Here is an 18,225-nt window from a genome sequence, read left to right on the forward strand (position 1 = left end):
ACGGCGGCGCCAGACGTCGTTGCGTCGGTGCAGAGGCGCCAGGCGTCGTTGCGTCGGTGCAGAGACGGCGGCTCGGTGCAGCCGCCACGTCGCAGACGCTCACACCCGCGAGCCGATGCCGACGTGCATGCCCGGGCGGGCGCCGCTGCTACTCCCCGCCGATGGCGTAGGTGACGACGACCGGCTTGTGGTCCGACGGCGCCAGGTCACCGCGGAAGTACTCTCCGACGTGGCTGGTCATCGCGCGGATCGGTCCGCGATGGAACTGCCAGTCCAGCACCTGCGGCGTACCGTCGGCGGTCGGACGCGCCGGGTGGGTCGGAACCAGTGGGGAGCCGCTGGCCGTGAAGCTGTCGACGAACCCTCCTGCCCGCAGGATGCGGATCGCGTTCACGGTGTCGTTCAGGTCGCCCATGAACAGGACCGGCTCGCGCTCCTCGCGCTCTCCGTCGTCGTCGGCGTCGGCGTCGGGTGCCGGGGCGAGGCGCTCGAGCGCTTCGACGGTACGGCGCGCTTCCGCCACTCGCGGGGACACGCCCTCCTCCCGCTCACGCGGATTCCCCTGCCAGGTGAAGTGCGCGGTCGACACCAGCACCGTCGATCCCGTCGGCCGATGTCTCAGCCGCACCCAGAACAGGCGCCGCTCCGGGCTGAGCTGCCCCAGATGCTCCGCGCCGTGCTCGACCAGGTCGAACAGCGCACGCCGCCAATAGATGGTCCCCTCGCAGGCCCATCCCGGCAGTTCATCCTCCACTCGGTCATGGGTGGGCAGGGCGGCGTCGATGACCTCACGACTCGCGGGTCGCAGCTCCTGGATGCACAGCACATCGGGCCCGGTCAGCTCCAGAACGGCGCGCAGGGCGTCAGCCCGCTCCGGCCACCGCGCGCTCTCCCAGACGTTGTAGGTCATGGCGACGAAGCGATGCGGCGTGCTCATGCATGCCACCGTACGTCGGCGACCGGTCCCTGCCCAGGGCCCGCGCCAGCCCCGTGCCGCCCAGCCGAGCCGGGCCGAGCCAAGCCGAGAAGCATGTCGTCGGACGCCAGCAGAGCGTGCGCGACCGACCATGGTCAAACCCCGCACGCGAGGCTAGTGTGAGGGGGCCCACGGTCAGTTCGGGAGGACGCCATGGCACAGCAGCCGGACCGCGCAGACATCGTCGTCATCGGAGCGGGGGTGGTAGGCAATTCCGCCGTCAGCCACCTGGCCGAGCTCGGATGGCGCAGCATCGTGCAGATCGACAAAGGTCCCCTGCCGGATCCCGGGGGCTCGACCGGTCACGCCTCGAACTTCGTGTTCCCGGTCGATCATTCGAAGGAGATCACCGACCTCACGGTGGACTCGCTGCGCCAGTACTCCGCACTCGACGTGCTCCTCACCTGCGGCGGCATCGAGGTCGCACGCAGCCCTGAACGGATGCAGGAGCTCACGCGACGCATGAGCTCCGCCCGCGCCTGGGGCGTCGAGGCCCATCTGATCTCCCCCGCCGAGATCCAGGAGCTCGTCCCGTACTGCGACGCGAGTCTGCTGATCGGAGGCTTCCACACGCCCACGGGGGCGATCGTCGATCCGATCCGGGCGGGAGAGCTGATGCGCGAGCGCGCGGAACGGCTCGGTGCGCTCACCACGTGCCCGGAGACCGAGGTGCTCGACATCGAGGTCGAAGGTGGCCGTGTCTCCCGCGTGGTCACCGATCACGGGACGATCGAGGCGGAGATCGTGGTGGTCGCCTGCGGCGTGTGGAGCCCCCGGGTGGCCGCCCTCGCAGGCGCTGCGATCCCGCTGACGCCCGCGGTGCACCAGATGGTCGACGTGGGCCCGATCCCGCAGCTCGAGCAGTCCGGCGAGTGGATCAGCTTCCCGCTGCTGCGCGACATGGACTGCCTGATGTATGAGCGCCAACGGGGTTCCGACCTCGAGATCGGCTCCTATGCCCACCGTCCCCTGCTGCACCGCCCGGAGGAGATCCCGCCGGTCGGAGACCACCCCGGACAGGCCACCCCGACCAGCTTCCCCTTCACGGAGGACGACTTCACGCTCCAGATGCAGCAGGCGGAGCAGATGTTCCCCGAGCTCCTGACCAATCCGACCCCGCCCCGCAGGACCGCGCTGAACGGACTGCTCTCCATGACTCCGGACGGCGGAGCACTGGTGGGCGAGACGCCGGAGGTCGCCGGGCTGTGGTCCGCAGCTGCAGTGTGGATCAAGGAAGCTGCGGGAGTGGGCCGGATGCTGGCCGAGCTGATCACGGACGGGACCAGCGAGATCGATCCCCACGGCTCGGACATCGCGCGCTTCCATCCTGCCCAGCGCAGCGCCTCCCATGTGCGGGCCCGTGCGGCCGAGGGATTCCCGAAGGTCTACGGGATCAGCCATCCGCGCGAGCAATGGCTCTCCGACCGCCCGCTGCGCACCAGTCCGTTCCATCCCCGCACCGAAGCCCTCGGGGCGCAGTACTTCGAGGCCGCCGGCTGGGAGCGCCCGCAATGGTACGAGTCCAATGCCGGACTGCTCGAGGAGTACGGCGACCGCATCCCCGAACGCTCGGCCGAATGGGATCGCCGCTGGTGGTCGCCGATCATCGAGGCCGAGCACCTGGCCATGCGCGAGCGCGTCGCCCTGGTCGATCTCGGCGCATTCGCGATCTTCGACGTGCGTGGGCCAGGAGCCCTGCGCTACCTCGAGCAGCTGGCCGTTGCCCGTATCGACGTGGGCGTCGGCCGCGTGGTCTACACCCCGCTGCTGACCCCCGCCGGAACGTTCCGCTCGGATCTGACCATCGTGCGGCGCGGTCCCGACGACTTCCGGGTGATCACCGGCGGAGCCGAGGGCGCACGGGACCTGTTCTGGCTCCGCGCCCACCTGCCTGCCGACGGGTCGGTGCAGCTGGTCGACTCCACCTCCGCCGTCTCGACCCTCGGGGTCTGGGGGCCGAGAGCCCGCGACCTGGTCTCGCGCATCACGGAGCACGACCTCTCGGACGCAGCCTTCGGCTTCGGGTCCGCCCAGGACGTGCTGCTGGGCTCGGTCCCCGCCTCGCTGCTGCGGATCTCCTACGTGGGCGAGCTCGGCTGGGAGATCCATATGCCTGCCGAGTGCGGGCCGCGGGTCTGGGACGTGCTGTGGGGAAGCGGCCAGGATCTCGGCCCGGTCACCGCCGGGATCGGCGTCTACGGCACGACGGGCCGGCTCGAGAAGAGCTATCGGCTGATGGGCGCCGAGCTCACTGCCGAGTACGACCCCGTCGAGGCGGACCTCGCCCTGCCGAAGGTCAAGAAGCACGGCTTCGTGGGCAAGCAGGCCTACCTCGCCGCGCGCAGGGCGGAGCCCGCCGCTCTGCTGTGCACGCTCGCGCTCGATCCGCCCGCCGAGGGCCGCGCCGCGCGCTTCCCGACCGGCGGCGAGCCGGTCCTCTCCCCCGTGGGCGCAGCGCTCATCGATGCCAAGGGGCGGCGCTCCGTCGTCACCTCCGCCGGCCCGGCGCCCTCGGTGGGGCGCTATCTGCTCATGGCGTACCTGCCCCGCGACCTGGCAGTGCTGGGCACCGGCGTGCTGGTGGAGTACCTCGGACAGCGACTCCCCGCGACCGTGCTGGCCACCGGGCGCACTCCGGCCTTCGATCCGCAGGACACCCGCATGAAGAGCTGACGGGCCGACGGGTCAACAGGTCAACGGGTCAACAGGTCAACAGGTCAACGAGCCGACGAGCCGACGAGCCGACGAGCCGACGGTGCGACGACTCGACCGCTCGACGTGGTGACAGGCTGTACAGCGCAGTGGGTCAACCGGTGGGGAAAGAGGGTCAGCCGGTGATGTCCGCGCGGTGCCCGAACCGACGCGAGATCTCCTCGCCGGCTCGGATCAACGCGCCGGCGGCCGTCGGCAGGTCCTCTCGGCCCAGCCGATAGGCAGGGCCGGCCACGGACAGCGCCGCGACCACTGTTCCCTCCGGGCCGCGAACCGGTGCCGCGACCGCGTTCAGCCCCTCCTCGAACTCCTCGATCGCGCTCGCCCATCCGCGCTCGCGCGCGTCGTCGAGCTCTCGCCGCAGGACCGCGGCAGCCGTCACCGTCGCGTCCGTGAACGTCTCGCGCGGCGCTGCCAGCAGGCTCTCCCGCTCCTCCGGGGGCAGATGCGCCATGAGCATCTTCCCGCTCGAGGTCGCGTGCAGAACGGTGCGGTCCCCCACCCAGTTGTGCAGAGCGACCGTCCGGGTCCCCTGCGCCTGGTAGAGGTTCACCGCCGCCCCGGAGCGGTAGACGGCCAGGTTGACGGTCTCGCCGAGCTGCTCGGCGAGCCGGTCGCACACCGGGCCGGCCTGCGCGGTCAGATCGAGGCGGGATCGGGTGGCTGCGGCCAGCCGCAGCACGCCCACGCCGAGCCGCACCGGGCCGCCGTCGCTCTGCCGTTCGAGGAGTTCATGGCGCTCCAGGGCGGCGACCAGACGTGACGCCGTGGATTGATGGACCCCCAGCTCCGCCGCGATCCGCCCCACGCCGGATTCTCCATCACGGGCGAGGATCTCGAGCACCTGCGCCGCACGGTCGACGGACTGCACCGCCCCCACTCCTGCCATCTCCAGCTCCTCTCGGCCACCACATCATCTCACCTTATGCGCACTACGCATAGTATTGCGTATAACGCATGTTCATGCCACAGTGGATCACGGACACGATTCCTGGAGGCCACGATGACCGTGAACCCGAATCCCCACATGCTGCTGTACCCCCGCATCCGCAAGTCCCCGTTCTTCTACGCCTCACGGCGTCACGGGGTGCAGATGTACAGCGTCTACAACCACACGTACCACCCCCGTCACTACGGCGACCCCATCGCGGAGTACTGGGCGCTCCTGGAGGGCGTCACCCTGTGGGACGTCGGCGTCGAGCGCCAGATCGAGATCTCCGGCCCCGACGCCTTCGACTTCACGAATCTGCTGGTCACTCGCGACCTCTCGACGTGCAAGGTCGGCCAGTGCAAATACGTCTTCCTCACCGACCAGCACGGCGGGATCCTCAACGACCCGGTCCTGCTGCGCCTCGAGGAGAACCGCTTCTGGCTCTCCCTCGCCGACAGCGACATCCTGCTGTGGGCCCGCGGGGTCGCGAGTCATGCCGGGATGGACGTGCGGATCGAGGAGGCCGACGTCGGCCCCGTCCAGGTGCAGGGCCCGAAGTCCTACGCTCTGATGCGGGACCTGCTGGGCGATTCGGTGGCGGACATCCGCTACTACTACCTGCACGACTACACGATCGACGGCATCGACATCACCGTCTCCCGCACCGGGTACACCGGCGAGATCGGCTACGAGATCTACGTCCACCACGCCTCCCGCGACGCCGAACGCCTGTGGGACCTCGTCTGGGAAGCCGGAGCACCTCACGGGCTCCAGGTGATCGGCCCCTGCCACATCCGTCGCATCGAGGGCGGCATGCTCGCCCACGGCGCGGACATCACGGTCGACACCAACCCCTTCGAGGTCGGCATGGGCTACGACTGGATGGTGGATCTCGACCAGGAGGCCGACTTCGTGGGCAAGCAGGCCCTGCGACGGATCAAGGCCGAGGGGCCGCGCCGGAAGCTCGTCGGCCTCGAGATCGGCGGTGCCCCGCTGGGCAGCTACAACGACGGCTCGATGATCGACGCGTTCCCCGTCCACCATGACGGCGACGTCGTCGGCAAGGTCACCTCGGCCTGCTGGTCCCCGCGGCTCGAGCAGAACATCGGGCTCGCGCTGGTCCCTGCGGAGCTCGCCGAGCTCGGCACGACCTTCACCGTCGACATCGGCGAGCGCCCGGGCGCCCTGCTCCCCTCGGGCCAGGAGCTCGTGAAGGCCGTCGTCGTACCGAAGCCCTTCATCGATCCGACGAAGGAGCAGCCCAAGAGCGATCCCAGGGCATTCGGAGACGCAAGCGACGGGGCCGCCGCCTCGACGCCGAGCCACTGAGATGCCTGCCGAGCGTGCGCCGTCGGCCGGAGGTGAGAACGCACCTCGACCGTGGTCCCGCGACCCGCAGTTCGAGGTGCTCCCACTGCCGGGCATCTCGGATCTGGCCGGCGCTCACCTTCCCGCCGGGGCCCGGGTGACGGTGACCGCCTCGCCGGCCCAGGGCCTGTCCGCGACGGTCACGACCGCCGGCGAGCTCGCAGGCCGCGGCTTCACGGTGATCCCTCATCTGGCGGCGCGCATGGTGCCCGACGAGCGCACCGCCGACCGAATCGTGGAGCGCCTCGGATCGGCCGGGGTGCGGGAGGTCTTCGTGATCGGCGGGGACGCGCCACAGCCGGCCGGATCCTTCTCCGACGCGCTGGACCTGCTGCGCGTTCTCCCTGCAGATCCTGCCCTCACGATCGGGATCGGCGCACACCCCGAGGGCCACCCCTTCCTGGACGACGAGAGCGCCGACCGGCTGCTGCGCACGAAGGCCGAGCATGCGTCGTACATGGTCACCCAGATGTGCTTCGATGCCACAGCTCTGCTCGACTGGGTGCGCAGGATCCGTGCCCAGGGCATCGTCCTCCCCGTGCGTCCCGGGATCGCCGCCCCGGTCGGTGCCGTCCGGCTGGCGCGCCTCGGGGCGCGCATCGGCGTGGGGAGGTCGCTGCGGCTGCTCACCTCCTCGAGCACGGGAGTGCGGCGGATGATGGGCCCGCGCACCTGGCAGCCGGATGAGCTGCTCGACCAGCTCGCCCCTGCCTACGGCGATCCGGAGCTCGGTCTGGCCGGGCCCCACGTCTACACCTTCAACGCGCTGGCGACGGTCCAGGACTGGTGGCCGACGGAGGCGCCGCACCGTCCCAGCGCCGGCTGATCATCCGGTAGGGACGATGCATCATCACCGCGCCTCCACCATGCCCCCAGTTCGTTCTGGCATGGTCGAGGGGTTCAGATCGTCCCCAGAAGGGCATTTCTCCCATGGAGCATGAGGCACCGGCCGACGGCGACACCCGTTCACGAGTGCGCGCGCTGGTCGCAGCGCAGCAGGATCAGCTCACGCGGCAGGGCGTGGACCAGGAGATGCTGGCGCGTCAGATGCGGCAGGTCTACGAGGAGTTCACACAGCTGAGGATGCACTATCAGTTCGGCATCGACGAAGTGCAGACCAAGGTGAACATCCTGCGCCAGGAGTTCGAGCAGATCCACGACTACAGCCCGATCGAGCACGTGCGCTCGAGGCTGAAGTCCACCGAGTCGCTCATCGAGAAGGCCGTGCGCACCGGAGGCGAGATGACGATCCCGGCGATCAGAGCTCGGATCCACGACATCGCCGGGGTGCGGATCACCTGCAGCTTCGTCTCGGACGTGTACTGGATCGCGGACATGCTCAGCCGCCAGCCCGATCTCGAGGTCCTCACCGTCAAGGACTACATCGCCGCACCGAAGCCCAACGGGTATCGCTCCCTGCACGTGATCGTCCAGGTGCCGGTGTTCCTCTCCCAGCACACCGAGTACGTGCCGGTCGAGTTGCAGCTGCGCACCATCGCCATGGACTTCTGGGCCAGCACCGAGCACAAGCTCAGCTACAAGTACGAGAAGAACCTTCCGGCCTCGCTGCGTGCGGAGCTGGACGATGCCGCGCGGGTGGCCGCAGACCTCGACGAGCGCATGGAGCGGATGCGCGCGGAGATCCGCCCGATGCCCGAGCACTCGGCGCCGGAACCGACCGCGAGCCCCGCCTCGCCGCCGACGACGGCCCCGTCACCGGACTCCGCCGCAGAGGCGCGAGGAGCCTGACGCCCCTGGAGAACCGGAGGAGCGACGCCGCCCCGTCGGCGAATCGACATGTTCCCCACCCGCTGCGCCGGCGCCGCCGCATAATGGCACCATGAGCAACTCGACGAAGCGTGTGCTGATCACCGGAGCGACCGGAGGCGTCGGATCCCGACTGGCCCGTTCCCTGGCGGAGGAGTACGACCTCGTTCTGCACGGCAGGAACGCGAAGAACGCGCCCGCGGGCCAGGAGCTGAAGATCGCGGATCTCGCCTCCTACGACGAGGTCCTGGCCCTGATGGACGGTGTGGACACGGTGGTCCACATGGCCGGCGCCTCCTCGCCCGAATCGACCTGGGAGCAGGTGCTGGAGGCCAACATCATCGGCCAGCGCAACGTGCTCGAAGCCGCTCGGGTGAGCGGGGTGCGCCGCGTCGTGCTCGCCTCCTCGAACCATGCGATGGGCATGTACGACCGCTACGAGCAGTGGCCCGTCTACCCCGATCAGCTCCAGCGGGCCGACTCCCTCTACGGGGTCTCGAAGATCCTCGGCGAGACGCTCGGTCGCTTCTACTTCGACGAGTACGGGCTGGACGTGATCGCCCTTCGCATCGGCTGGGTCAGCGACGATCCGCTCGAGGCCGACGAGGACATCCTGCGGGCGATGTGGCTGAGCCCTGGCGACTGCACCCAGGTGGTCCGCTGCGCGATCGAGGCCGATGTGCGATTCGGCCTGTACTACGCCATCTCCGACAATCCCAACCGTCGCTGGTCCACCACCAACACCACGCTCGAGCTCGGGTACCGCCCGCGCGATTCGTGGACGGACCTCACCGGCGCCGCGGAGACCGTCGTCGAGGGAGGGGCGGACGTGCCCGATGACTGGCCGCGCGGTTCATGACCCGACCGTCCTCCAGCACTCTCGCGAGCCCGCCGACCAGAGCTCGCCGCGGCGCGATCGTTCTGCGGATGCTGCTCGCTCTCCTGATCGTCGCCGCCCTGGTCTGGAGCGGGATCGATGCCGTCCGGGGCGGAGAGCTCTCGCAGTTCGTCTCCTACTTCACCAACCAGTCGAACCTCGCCTTCGCGATCGTGGTGGTGCTCGGCGTCGCCTGGAGCGGACACCGGGCTGCCGGGTGGGACGACCTCCGCGGTGCAGTCACCTTCTACCTGGCGATGACCGGGATCATCTATGCGCTGCTGGTGGCCCCGCTCGATGAGCTGCTGCGGTGGGACATCGGCTGGACCGGGATCGTGCTGCATCGCATCGCACCGGTGGCCGCCGTCGCGGACTGGGTGCTCTCCCCTCGCTCCGACCGTTCCTCGCCCCGCCGGATCCTGTGGTGGCAGGTCTACCCGATCGCGTATCTGCTCGTCACCTGGCTCAGGGGCGCGATCACCGGCTGGTACCCCTACGAGTTCCTCGACCCGACGGCGTCGTCCTGGCCGCAGGTGCTGGCCACCACCGTCCTCGTTCTGGTGGCCTTCCTCGCCGTCGCGACGCTCCTGCATCTGGTGGGCGGCCTCCGACGGACGACGAACGCCGACGACGTCTCGCTCTCAGCGGCCGGCTCACCCTGAGCTCGTCCCGGGCTCGTCCTCAGGTCACCCCGGGGCCACCGCTCACGCGATTCCTGCGGCGAGCAGTGCATCCAGCTCCGAGATCGCGGCACGGTCCCCGATGATCTCCACCTTCTGGTCCTCGCCGTCCAGGCCGCCCAGCGCGGCCGCTCTCCCCCAGGCCCAGAGGTCCACAGCGGCGGGAGGTCCCGAGACGACCGCCCGTGGCAGCTCTCCGACCTCGTCGAGGTCCGTCAGCGGGCGAGCGACGGTGGCACCGAGCTGCTGACCGTCGCGCGGCCGGGTGCCGGACCAGCGGGAGATGAGCAGCTGCCCGCGCTCTGCGCCGTCGAGACGGATCTCGGCGAGCGCGATAGGTCGCACCGTCGCCCATTCGGGGATCCACTCGAACGCGGCCGGCCACATCACCTGCAGCACGTGATCGACGCCTGCGTGGGCGACCTCGCTGTCGATCGGGGTGAGAGTGAGCCCGGCGGTCAGCTCGGCGTCGACGCGGTGGATCGTCGCCTCATGGAGCTGCATGCGCCGGATGACGCCGACGGTCTGCTCCGGCGAGAACCAGAACCACGCGGGCTCGTCATCACCGCGCGAGTCGAGCTGCGCGAGGAGCGCGTCCGTGGCCGCACGGCGCAGCTCCGGCGCCGCGGCAGGGTCGTCGGCAGCTGCGGTGGCGGATCCTTCGATCCGTGCCACGTCGGCCTCGGTGGTGGCCCGCTTCGCCAGGACGCTCGCCCAGAAGTCCTGGACCTCCGTGAGGTGCCGGAGCAGAGCAGCAGCGACCCAGTCCGGGCAGGTGGGGACCTTCCGCTCGGGGTCGGCAACGGCGAGCGCGGCGGCGAGACGCTCCGATTCCTCACGGATGATGTCAGCGGCATGAATGACCATGGAGGCATCAAAGCATCCCGGGTGACGCCTGTCACGCGTTGCTTCGCATACCCCTCGGGGGTATTGTCGTGGTTGCGAGCACCCCAGAGCTCGCACCAGTCGACGATGAAGGAGTTCCCTATGAGCACCACCGCCACCTTCCAGGTCACCGGGATGACCTGCGGCCACTGCGAGATGTCCGTGCGTGAGGAGGTCAGCGAGATCCCCGGGGTCCAGGTCGACGAGGTCGACCACGGGTCCGGCACACTCCGCGTCTCCTCCGAGCAGCCCGTCGACGAGGCCGCCGTGCTCGCCGCCGTGGCCGAGGCCGGTTACAGCGCGCAGCGCGCCTGACCGCTCGGCCGTCTGGCCGTCTGGCCGTCTGGCCGTCTGGCCATCAGACCGCCTGACCGCTCGCTCCCTCACCTCGTCCGTCGTGCCGCACGGCACGAGATCCCCGCCCCGTGCGAAGAAAGTCGTGATCATGTCCAGCTCCCCGTCCCCCATGCCGCCAGGAGCCGATATCGAGCTCGAGATCAGCGGGATGACCTGCGCGTCGTGCGCGAACCGGATCGAGCGCAAGCTGAACAAGCTCGACGGGGTCTCGGCGAGCGTCAACTACGCCACGGAGAAGGCACGCGTCTCGGTCCCGGTCGGATACGACTCCGAGCAGCTGCTCACCACTGTCGAGCAGGCCGGCTACTCCGCGGCCCTGCCCACTCCCCCGGAGGCGCAGAACGAGGCCTCCGAGGGCGAGCCCGCCGACCCGGAGCTCACCTCGCTGAGGCAGCGGCTGATCGGCTCCGCGGTGCTCTCGGTGCCCGTCATCCTGCTCTCGATGATCCCGGCACTGCAGTTCACCTACTGGCAGTGGGCGGTGCTCGCCCTCGCCTCCCCTGTGATCGTCTGGGCAGCATGGCCCTTCCACCGAGCGGCCTGGGTCAACCTGCGCCACGGGGCGACGACGATGGACACCCTGATCTCCGTCGGCACGTCGGCCGCCTACCTGTGGTCCCTCTATGCGCTCTTCCTGGGGCGTGCTGGCATGCCGGGCATGACCCACGAGTTCTCGCTGACGATCGGGCGCTCGGACGGCTCGGCGAACATCTATCTCGAGGTCGCGGCCGGCGTCACGATGTTCATCCTCCTGGGTCGCTATCTGGAGAAGCGTTCCAAGCGCCGAGCGGGCGCCGCCCTGCGCTCGCTGCTGGACATGGGCGCCAAGGACGTCGCCGTGATGCGCGACGGCGCGGAGAGCCGTATCCCCGTCGCCGAGCTCGCGGTCGGCGACGAGTTCGTGGTGCGCCCCGGGGAGAAGATCGCGACCGACGGGCAGATCGTCTCCGGCAGCTCCGCCATCGATGCCTCGATGCTCACCGGTGAGTCCGTGCCGGTCGAGGTGGGCGCGGGAGATGCCGTCACCGGTGCGACCGTGAACGCCGGTGGACGCCTGCTGGTGCGTGCCACACGCGTGGGCAGGGACACCCAGCTCGCGCAGATGGCTCGGATGGTCGAGGACGCCCAGTCCGGGAAGGCAGAGGTGCAGCGCCTGGCCGACCGCATCTCGGGGGTCTTCGTGCCGGTGGTCCTCGTGATCGCCGTGCTGGTGCTGGCGGCGTGGCTGCTCACCGGGCACCCGGTCGAAGCCGCCTTCACCGCCGCCGTGGCGGTGCTGATCATCGCCTGCCCGTGTGCCCTGGGGCTCGCCACGCCGACGGCCCTGCTGGTCGGCACGGGTCGCGGCGCACAGCTGGGGATCCTCATCAAGGGTCCGGAGGTCCTGGAGTCCACCCGCCGGGTCGACACCGTGGTGCTCGACAAGACCGGCACCGTCACCACCGGGACGATGACTCTCACCGGCGCGTTCCCCGCCGTCGGCGTCGACCGCGCGGACCTGCTGCGTCGTGCGGGCGCCCTGGAGGACTCGTCGGAGCACCCGATCGCCCGGGCACTCGCCCGAGGCGCGGCGGACGAGGTCGGCGCACTGCCCGGCGCCGAGGATTTCGAGAACCTCCCCGGTCGGGGCGTGCGCGGCACCGTCGAGGGGCGCGAAGTGCTCGTCGGCCGGGCGAACCTCGCCGGCGAGCAGGCGCTGCCGGAGGAGCTCAGCGCCGCCATGGCGGCGGCGGAGACTCGCGGAGAGACCGCCGTAGTGGTCCTCTGGGACGGAGCGGCGCAGGGCGTGCTCGTCGTCGCGGACACCGTCAAGCCCACCAGTGCCGAGGCCGTCGCCCAGCTCAAGGACCTGGGACTGACCCCGCTCCTGCTCACCGGAGACCATCGCGCCACGGCGCAGCAGATCGCCGCCGAGGTCGGCATCGACGAGGTCCTGGCAGAGGTCATGCCGCAGGACAAGATCGACGTGATCACCCGTCTGCAGGGCGAGGGCAGGGTGGTCGCCATGGTCGGCGACGGCGTCAACGACGCCGCCGCTCTCGCCCAGGCCGATCTGGGCCTGGCGATGGGCACCGGTACGGACGTTGCCATCGAGGCCTCGGACATCACCCTGGTGCGCGGGGACCTGCGCAGCGCGGCCGACGCGATCCGGCTCTCACGGCGCACTCTCGGCACGATCAAGGGCAATCTGTTCTGGGCCTTCGCCTACAACGTCGCGGCGATCCCGCTCGCGGCGCTCGGCCTGCTGAACCCGATGCTCGCCGGCGCCGCGATGGCCTTCTCGAGCGTCTTCGTGGTCGGCAACAGCCTGCGCCTGCGCTCCTTCCGCAGCCGCGCGCGCTGAATCCGCCGCAGCGGTGTGGTCCTGTCCGGCCGCTGAGCGCGCTCGGTCCCCCGACGATCCGAGCGCGCTCAACCTCGCCAACGGTCGACGACCTCCTGGGTCCTCGCGAGGACGGCCTGCCGGTCGGCCACCAGCAAATCGAGCACGGTCTCCTTGTGGTCCGTCCGTTCGTCGGCCACGGCATCGGTGATGATCGTGGCCCGGATGTTGTTCGCGTACGCGTCCCTGGCGGTCTGGGTGATGCACGCGTGGGCAGAGACCCCGGCGATGAGCACCCTTCCCACGGCGAGATTGTGCAGGTGCAGGAGGAGGTCCGTGCCGAACCAGGCGCTGTCACGGGTCTTCTCGATCCGGGTCATGCCCGCGGTGTCGAGCTCGTGGATGGCTGCGGAGCTCGGGTCCCCGTGGAAGAGGTAGCCCTGGTCGTCCTCGAGCATGCTGAGGGTCCAGGTGGAGCGGTCGCGACTGTGCTCCGTGCTGATCAGAAAGATCGGCACCTGCGCGCGCCGTGCGGACGCCGCGAGCGCGTTCACGGCGTCGACCACCTCCGTGCGGGCCTCGGCCAGGGCAGGGGTCTCGAAGAAGGCCTCTTGCAGATCGATCAGCAGCAGGGCCTCGGCGGGGTGCGCGGTCACGGCGTCGGGTTGCCGCCGTTCACGTGCAGGGTCTCCCCCAGCACGTAGCTGGACTCCGGGGACGTGAGGAAGACATACGCCAGGGCGAGTTCGGTGGGCTGGCCCGCACGGCCCAGCGGTGTGCTCTTCCCGAACTCAGGCAGGACCTCCTTCGGCTGGCCGTCGGAGACCTGCAGCGGGGTCCAGATCGGCCCCGGCGCGACGGCGTTCACCCGGATCCCCTTCGGCGCCAGCTGCTGGGCGAGGCCCTTGGAGAAGTTGTTGATCGCGGCCTTCGTGGAGGCGTAGTCGATCAGGGTGGTGGAGGGCTCGTAGGCCTGGATCGACGTGGTGTTGACGATGGTGGAGCCGGCTGGGAGGTGGGCGAGGGCCGCCTTCGTGATCCGGTACATCGCATGGATGTTGACCTCATAGGTCGTGGTCCACTGCTCGTCCTCGAGCTCTTCGAGGCTCTCCACCGCGATCTGCCGGCCGGCATTGTTCACCAGAGCGTCGAGACCGCCCAGCTCGCGCACCGCCTCCTCGACGAGGGAGCGGCAGAAGCTCGCGTCGGTGAGGTCCCCGGGCAGGAGGACGCCCCGTCGGCCGGTGCGACGGATGATCTTGGCGATGTGCTGGGCGTCCTTCTCCTCCTGCGGGAGGTAGTTCAGCGCGACATCCGCCCCTTCGCGGGCGAAGGCGATCGCGACAGCGGCGCCGATTCCGGAATCAGCGCCGGTGATGAGGGCCCTGCGGCCGTCGAGACGGCCGGTGCCCCGGTAGGAGTCCTCGCCGCGGTCGGTTCCGGGGATCAGCTCGGCGTCGAGACCGGGTTCGGGCTGGTCCTGCTTCGGAGGGGTGATGTCGGGGAAGCGGGTGACGGGGTCGGTGAAGGTGAGCTGGTCGTTGCTGGCCATGGGAGTTCTCCTCGGGGTGAGCGGGCTGGCGGGTCAGGTGCGCGGCAAGGACGGACCGTGCCGCGGCCGGGATCTGGGTCGGTCCGACGACGACGGCCGGGCGACGTCGGGAGATGTCGGGCGCTGTCGGGTGGTGCGGGCGCTGTCGGGCACTGTCGGGCGATGCGGGCGGGCCGCGCGGGGGTCAGACGGAGGGTGCAGGGGCGATCGTGGGATCCAGGACGACCTTGATGCAGCCGTCGTGCTTCTTCTGGAACAGGTCATATCCCACGGCGGCCTCCTCGAGCGGCAGTCGGTGGGTGACGAGGTCCCCGACGCCGAGCGGGTCGGCGGGATCCTCGACCAGGGGCAGCAGGTCGTCGGTCCAGGAGCGCACATTGCACTGGCCCATGCGCAGCTGGATCTGCTTGTCGAACATGGTCAGCAGCGGCATCGGACTGGCAGCGCCGCCGTAGACCCCGGAGAGGGAGATCGTGCCGCCGCGACGGACCAGGTCGATCGCGGAATGCAGCGCTGCGAGGCGGTCGACGCCGGCATTCTCCATGAGCGGCCGGGCGATGGCGTCGGGGAGCTTGCCCGCGACGGTCTGTGCGAGGCCGGCGAACGGGCTGCCGTCGGCCTCCATGCCGACCGCGTCGACCACCGCGTCCGGGCCGCGCCCCTCGGTACGCTCGCGGATCTCGCCGACCGTGTCCTCGGCGAGATCGAACACCTCGATGCCGTGGCGCGCGGCCATCGTGCGGCGCTCGGGCACCGGGTCGATGCCGAGGACCTCCACTCCGCGATGGCGTGCGATCCGGGCGGCCAGCTGACCGACCGGGCCGAGACCGACCACGGCGAGCGTGCCCTGCGTCGGGGCGTCCGCATACTCCACGGCCTGCCACGCAGTGGGGAGGATGTCGCTGAGGAAGAGATAGTTCTCGTCGGGCAGCTCCGTGCCGACCTTGATGAGCCCGTAGTCGGCGTGCGGAACCCGGAGGTACTCGGCCTGACCGCCGGGCACCTGTCCGTAGAGCTTCGAGTAGCCCAGCAGCGCGGCGCCCGAGCCGTACTCGGTCACCTGCGTGGTCTCGCACTGCGACTGCAGGTCGTGCGAGCACATCGCGCAGTCGCCGCACGAGATGGTGAAGGGGACGACGACGCGATCGCCGGGCCGTACGTGGCTGACGCCCGCGCCCACCGCCTCGACGATGCCCATCGGTTCATGGCCGATGACGTCGCCCGCCGTCATGAACGGTCCGAGCACCTCGTACAGGTGGAGGTCGGAGCCACAGATCGCGGTGGAGGTGACGCGGATGATCGCGTCGGAGGGCTGCTGGATCGTGGGATCGGGGACGTCCTCGACGCTCACGTGCCGTGTGCCCTGCCAGGTGACCGCTCTCATGGCCCCGCCTTCCGATCGTGGGTGCGTGCGGGTCACCTCACCGTAGGCGGCCCCTCGGCCCCCGTCACCCGGATCGACCGGAAGGTCTGCGGGAGTCAGTCCAGGTCGACGACCTCGAACTCGAGGATCCCCTCGGCGCGGGAGACCGTCGTCCCGGGGTCCCGCGGCGTGCGCTGCGCCGCCCAGGCGCGGAAGCTGTCCTCGTCGGACCAGCGGGTGATCACGAAGTAGTGGGTCTCCCCGGCGACCGGTCGCAGCAGCTCGAAGCCCTCGAAGCCGGGCGCACCGTCGACGGAGTGCTTGCGGGCGGCGAAGCGCTTCTCGAGCTCTTCCTGCTGGCCGTCGGGCACGGCGAGACGGTTGATCTTGACGACGGTCATCGGGGCCTCCGAGGGCTGGTGGGGAACAGACCTTCCCATCCTCTCCCATCCGCTGAGCACCGGGACGGGACCTTGGTGCCCGCACGACGAACCCGGGTCTGTTCTGCGTCGTTCCGCGTCGTTCCGGGTCGTTCCCAGTCGTTCCCGGTCGTTCCCGGTCGTTCCGCATGTTTGCGCGTCTGTTCCACGTCGTTCCAGGTCTGCTCCGCGTCTGCCGCGGGTCATTCCGGTGGCGACCCGGACGGTCGCAGCAAGACCCCAGCACGCACCGATACTGTGCATGACGTCCCCGCCCCTCGAGAGAGAAGCCCGATGCCCCCTGCGACCATGCTGACCGCCGCCTCCCTGCACGCCGGATATCCCGGCGAGGAGGTCCTGACAGGAGTGGACCTCTCGATCAGCGCGGGGAACGCGCCGCTGGGCCTGCTCGGCCCGTCCGGCGCCGGCAAGACGACGCTCATCCAGTTGCTCAGCGGCGAGCTCCGGCCGAGCTCCGGGCAGGTGACCCTCGACGGACGCAGCGTGCACAAGCTGCGCGGCAAGGACCGCAAGTCGTTCCGTGCGACCGTGCGCTTCGTCTCGCAGTACGCGATGACCATCAGTGATCCCCGCGAGACCGCCGGCTCGCGCCTCCAGCTGGCCGCGAAGGAAGCCCGCAAGGGCGGGCGCACCCACGCCGTCTCCCCCGCCGAGATGCTCTCCGGCGTGGGCCTCGGCGAACACTTCCTCACCCGCCGGATGATGACCCTCTCCGGCGGGGAGAAGCAGCGCGTGGCCCTCGCGACCGCGCTCGCCACCCGTCCCGAGATCCTGGTGCTCGATGAGCCGCTGACCGCAGTGGATCCCGGCATGCGCGGGGAGATCTCCACGGCGCTGCGCGGACTCATCGAGCAGCTCGGTATCGGCGTGCTCATCGCTTCGCACGACACCGAGCTGCTGCAGCGGATGTGTCCGCAGGTCGCCTTTCTCGGCGGCGGGCGCATCCTGGCCCGCGGAACGCTTCCCGAGGTGCTCGCCCACACCGAGCACGACGAGATCCGGGACCTCGCCGAGAGCGCCCCGCAGGCGGTGCAGCGCTTCTTCTGACGGCGACGAGGAGCGCCGGTCACGAACGCGGTGCGACCGCCCCGTCGAACGTAGCTCGCGCCGGACCACCGCGTCTCCGGGCCGCCCGGCGAGGCCGAGGCATCCACCGCTTCTCCCGCCGATCCGGGGAGGCCGTGGCATCTACCGCGCGGCCCGTTCTGTTGCCACTGCCTACCCAGTTGGTTAGCGTGACGAACAGTCCTAGCAGGCCATCGACGTGGAGGAGCTTTCATGAACGACAAGGTCACCGTCCCCGAGCCCGCCGGCGCGAAGTGCACGGCACCGGAGAACGCAGAAGAGGGTTTCCTCGCCCCTGCCGCGCTCGCCAAGAATCTTCAGTCCGTCCTCACCGATCTCACGGCGCTGCACCTGGTGGGCAAGCAGGCGCACTGGAACATCGTCGGCTCCAACTTCCGCGACCTCCACCTGAACCTGGACGAGGTCGTCGACATCGCCCGGGCCAGCAGCGACGACATCGCCGAGCGCATGCGAGCGCTGCATGCCACTCCCGACGGCCGTCCCGCCGTGGTGGCCGAGCAGAGTTCGCTGCCCGAGTTCCCGCAGGGCGAAGTCCTCACCCACGACGCGATCGACCTGATGACCGCAGCGATCGAGCGCACCGTGGGCACTATGCGCACGGTGCACGACGAGGTCGACGAAGCGGACCCGACCTCAGCGGACATTCTGCACGGCATCATCGAGAAACTGGAGCAGCAGGCCTGGTTCATCAGCGCGGAGACCCGCACCCCGCGTCAGCACTGAGAAACCCCGTCTGCCCGGAGAAACCCTGAGCCCAGCGGCGCGGAGGGGCATCTGCCCCTCCGCGCCGCTGGTCGGGACTGCCGTACTGATAGCTGACATATTGACCTGGCCTACGGTCTGGTCTCACGGCAGTCCCGCGCGCTCTTGCGACATATTTGTCGCAAACGCTCGATGTCAAGCTGTGT

17 protein-coding genes are annotated in these 18,225 nt (G+C 69.9%); 10 read left to right on the plus strand and 7 right to left on the minus strand.

What is annotated here, in order from left to right; genetic code table 11:
- Nucleotides 1-148: 148 nt before the first annotated feature.
- Complete coding sequence (locus CIK71_RS08900; RefSeq protein WP_096164946.1) at nucleotides 149-937, minus strand: endonuclease/exonuclease/phosphatase family protein; 789 nt, start codon at nucleotides 935-937, stop codon at nucleotides 149-151.
- 192 nt (nucleotides 938-1,129) lie between these two features.
- Here CIK71_RS08900 and CIK71_RS08905 point away from each other — a divergent pair, with 192 nt between their 5' ends.
- A complete protein-coding gene (locus tag CIK71_RS08905; protein ID WP_096164949.1) occupies nucleotides 1,130-3,649 on the plus strand; it encodes a GcvT family protein in 2,520 nt (839 codons plus the stop codon).
- A 154-nt stretch (nucleotides 3,650-3,803) separates the two neighbouring features.
- On the opposite strand, the gene CIK71_RS08910 is transcribed toward CIK71_RS08905, so the two are convergent.
- Nucleotides 3,804-4,577 (minus strand): IclR family transcriptional regulator, encoded by a 774-nt coding sequence (locus CIK71_RS08910; protein WP_096164954.1) that lies wholly within the window; start codon nucleotides 4,575-4,577, stop codon nucleotides 3,804-3,806.
- A gap of 114 nt (nucleotides 4,578-4,691) precedes the next feature.
- Between CIK71_RS08910 and CIK71_RS08915 the strand changes: the two genes are divergently transcribed.
- The 5 genes from CIK71_RS08915 to CIK71_RS08935 all read left to right on the plus strand — a co-directional run bounded on the left by CIK71_RS08915 (nucleotide 4,692) and on the right by CIK71_RS08935 (nucleotide 9,293).
- Nucleotides 4,692-5,948: a glycine cleavage T C-terminal barrel domain-containing protein gene (locus CIK71_RS08915; protein WP_096164957.1), complete on the plus strand. Its 1,257-nt coding sequence runs from the start codon at nucleotides 4,692-4,694 to the stop codon at nucleotides 5,946-5,948.
- Nucleotide 5,949: 1 nt separating this feature from the next.
- Entirely contained in the window at nucleotides 5,950-6,813 is an 864-nt protein-coding gene (locus tag CIK71_RS08920; protein WP_096164959.1) for a methylenetetrahydrofolate reductase, read from the plus strand.
- 104 nt (nucleotides 6,814-6,917) lie between these two features.
- Nucleotides 6,918-7,736 (plus strand): GTP pyrophosphokinase, encoded by an 819-nt coding sequence (locus CIK71_RS08925; RefSeq protein ID WP_096164962.1) that lies wholly within the window; start codon nucleotides 6,918-6,920, stop codon nucleotides 7,734-7,736.
- Nucleotides 7,737-7,827: 91 nt separating this feature from the next.
- Nucleotides 7,828-8,613 carry an NAD-dependent epimerase/dehydratase family protein gene (locus CIK71_RS08930; protein WP_096164965.1) on the plus strand — a complete coding sequence of 262 codons (786 nt, stop codon included), beginning with the start codon at nucleotides 7,828-7,830 and terminating at the stop codon, nucleotides 8,611-8,613.
- On the plus strand, nucleotides 8,610-9,293 hold the full coding sequence (locus tag CIK71_RS08935; protein ID WP_176485596.1) for a Pr6Pr family membrane protein: 684 nt from the start codon (nucleotides 8,610-8,612) through the stop codon (nucleotides 9,291-9,293). Before CIK71_RS08930 ends, CIK71_RS08935 begins: the two co-directional genes overlap by 4 nt.
- 42 nt (nucleotides 9,294-9,335) lie before the next feature.
- On the opposite strand, the gene CIK71_RS08940 is transcribed toward CIK71_RS08935, so the two are convergent.
- Complete coding sequence (locus CIK71_RS08940; protein ID WP_096164968.1) at nucleotides 9,336-10,178, minus strand: maleylpyruvate isomerase N-terminal domain-containing protein; 843 nt, start codon at nucleotides 10,176-10,178, stop codon at nucleotides 9,336-9,338.
- Between the two features lie 120 nt (nucleotides 10,179-10,298).
- On the opposite strand from CIK71_RS08940, the gene CIK71_RS08945 reads away from it, so the two are divergent.
- Both CIK71_RS08945 and CIK71_RS08950 read left to right on the plus strand, forming a co-directional pair.
- Nucleotides 10,299-10,511 carry a heavy-metal-associated domain-containing protein gene (locus CIK71_RS08945; RefSeq protein ID WP_096164970.1) on the plus strand — a complete coding sequence of 71 codons (213 nt, stop codon included), beginning with the start codon at nucleotides 10,299-10,301 and terminating at the stop codon, nucleotides 10,509-10,511.
- Nucleotides 10,512-10,641: 130 nt separating this feature from the next.
- Nucleotides 10,642-12,897: a heavy metal translocating P-type ATPase gene (locus tag CIK71_RS08950; protein WP_096164997.1), complete on the plus strand. Its 2,256-nt coding sequence runs from the start codon at nucleotides 10,642-10,644 to the stop codon at nucleotides 12,895-12,897.
- A gap of 68 nt (nucleotides 12,898-12,965) precedes the next feature.
- Here the strand turns inward: CIK71_RS08950 and CIK71_RS08955 are convergent, their stop codons facing one another.
- From CIK71_RS08955 to CIK71_RS08970, 4 genes are all read right to left on the minus strand, one after another.
- Complete coding sequence (locus CIK71_RS08955; RefSeq protein WP_096164972.1) at nucleotides 12,966-13,532, minus strand: cysteine hydrolase family protein; 567 nt, start codon at nucleotides 13,530-13,532, stop codon at nucleotides 12,966-12,968.
- Nucleotides 13,529-14,428: an SDR family oxidoreductase gene (locus CIK71_RS08960; RefSeq protein ID WP_096164975.1), complete on the minus strand. Its 900-nt coding sequence runs from the start codon at nucleotides 14,426-14,428 to the stop codon at nucleotides 13,529-13,531. Before CIK71_RS08960 ends, CIK71_RS08955 begins: the two co-directional genes overlap by 4 nt.
- Before the next feature lie 184 nt (nucleotides 14,429-14,612).
- Complete coding sequence (locus tag CIK71_RS08965; protein ID WP_096164977.1) at nucleotides 14,613-15,812, minus strand: alcohol dehydrogenase catalytic domain-containing protein; 1,200 nt, start codon at nucleotides 15,810-15,812, stop codon at nucleotides 14,613-14,615.
- A 95-nt stretch (nucleotides 15,813-15,907) separates the two neighbouring features.
- Complete coding sequence (locus tag CIK71_RS08970; RefSeq protein ID WP_096164980.1) at nucleotides 15,908-16,192, minus strand: antibiotic biosynthesis monooxygenase family protein; 285 nt, start codon at nucleotides 16,190-16,192, stop codon at nucleotides 15,908-15,910.
- Nucleotides 16,193-16,504: 312 nt separating this feature from the next.
- Between CIK71_RS08970 and CIK71_RS08975 the strand changes: the two genes are divergently transcribed.
- Together CIK71_RS08975 and CIK71_RS08980 are read left to right on the plus strand one after the other, a co-directional pair.
- Entirely contained in the window at nucleotides 16,505-17,278 is a 774-nt protein-coding gene (locus CIK71_RS08975; protein WP_096164987.1) for an ABC transporter ATP-binding protein, read from the plus strand.
- 231 nt (nucleotides 17,279-17,509) lie between these two features.
- On the plus strand, nucleotides 17,510-18,040 hold the full coding sequence (locus CIK71_RS08980) for a Dps family protein (RefSeq protein WP_096164991.1): 531 nt from the start codon (nucleotides 17,510-17,512) through the stop codon (nucleotides 18,038-18,040).
- Nucleotides 18,041-18,225 lie beyond the last annotated feature (185 nt).

Source organism: Brachybacterium alimentarium, assembly GCF_002332425.1.
GTDB classification, from domain to species: Bacteria; Actinomycetota; Actinomycetes; order Actinomycetales; family Dermabacteraceae; genus Brachybacterium; species Brachybacterium alimentarium.

Coding starts and splice junctions, on each gene's coding strand:
- CIK71_RS08970 (WP_096164980.1), bottom strand. CDS start 16,192: ATGACCGTCGTCAAGATCAACCGTCTCGCCGTGCCCGACGGCCAGCAG.
- CIK71_RS08925 (WP_096164962.1), top strand. CDS start 6,918: ATGGAGCATGAGGCACCGGCCGACGGCGACACCCGTTCACGAGTGCGC.
- CIK71_RS08975 (WP_096164987.1), top strand. CDS start 16,505: ATGCCCCCTGCGACCATGCTGACCGCCGCCTCCCTGCACGCCGGATAT.
- CIK71_RS08940 (WP_096164968.1), bottom strand. CDS start 10,178: ATGGTCATTCATGCCGCTGACATCATCCGTGAGGAATCGGAGCGTCTC.
- CIK71_RS08910 (WP_096164954.1), bottom strand. CDS start 4,577: ATGGCAGGAGTGGGGGCGGTGCAGTCCGTCGACCGTGCGGCGCAGGTG.
- CIK71_RS08915 (WP_096164957.1), top strand. CDS start 4,692: ATGACCGTGAACCCGAATCCCCACATGCTGCTGTACCCCCGCATCCGC.
- CIK71_RS08960 (WP_096164975.1), bottom strand. CDS start 14,428: ATGGCCAGCAACGACCAGCTCACCTTCACCGACCCCGTCACCCGCTTC.
- CIK71_RS08945 (WP_096164970.1), top strand. CDS start 10,299: ATGAGCACCACCGCCACCTTCCAGGTCACCGGGATGACCTGCGGCCAC.
- CIK71_RS08950 (WP_096164997.1), top strand. CDS start 10,642: ATGTCCAGCTCCCCGTCCCCCATGCCGCCAGGAGCCGATATCGAGCTC.
- CIK71_RS08920 (WP_096164959.1), top strand. CDS start 5,950: ATGCCTGCCGAGCGTGCGCCGTCGGCCGGAGGTGAGAACGCACCTCGA.
- CIK71_RS08980 (WP_096164991.1), top strand. CDS start 17,510: ATGAACGACAAGGTCACCGTCCCCGAGCCCGCCGGCGCGAAGTGCACG.
- CIK71_RS08930 (WP_096164965.1), top strand. CDS start 7,828: ATGAGCAACTCGACGAAGCGTGTGCTGATCACCGGAGCGACCGGAGGC.
- CIK71_RS08965 (WP_096164977.1), bottom strand. CDS start 15,812: ATGAGAGCGGTCACCTGGCAGGGCACACGGCACGTGAGCGTCGAGGAC.
- CIK71_RS08935 (WP_176485596.1), top strand. CDS start 8,610: ATGACCCGACCGTCCTCCAGCACTCTCGCGAGCCCGCCGACCAGAGCT.
- CIK71_RS08905 (WP_096164949.1), top strand. CDS start 1,130: ATGGCACAGCAGCCGGACCGCGCAGACATCGTCGTCATCGGAGCGGGG.
- CIK71_RS08900 (WP_096164946.1), bottom strand. CDS start 937: ATGAGCACGCCGCATCGCTTCGTCGCCATGACCTACAACGTCTGGGAG.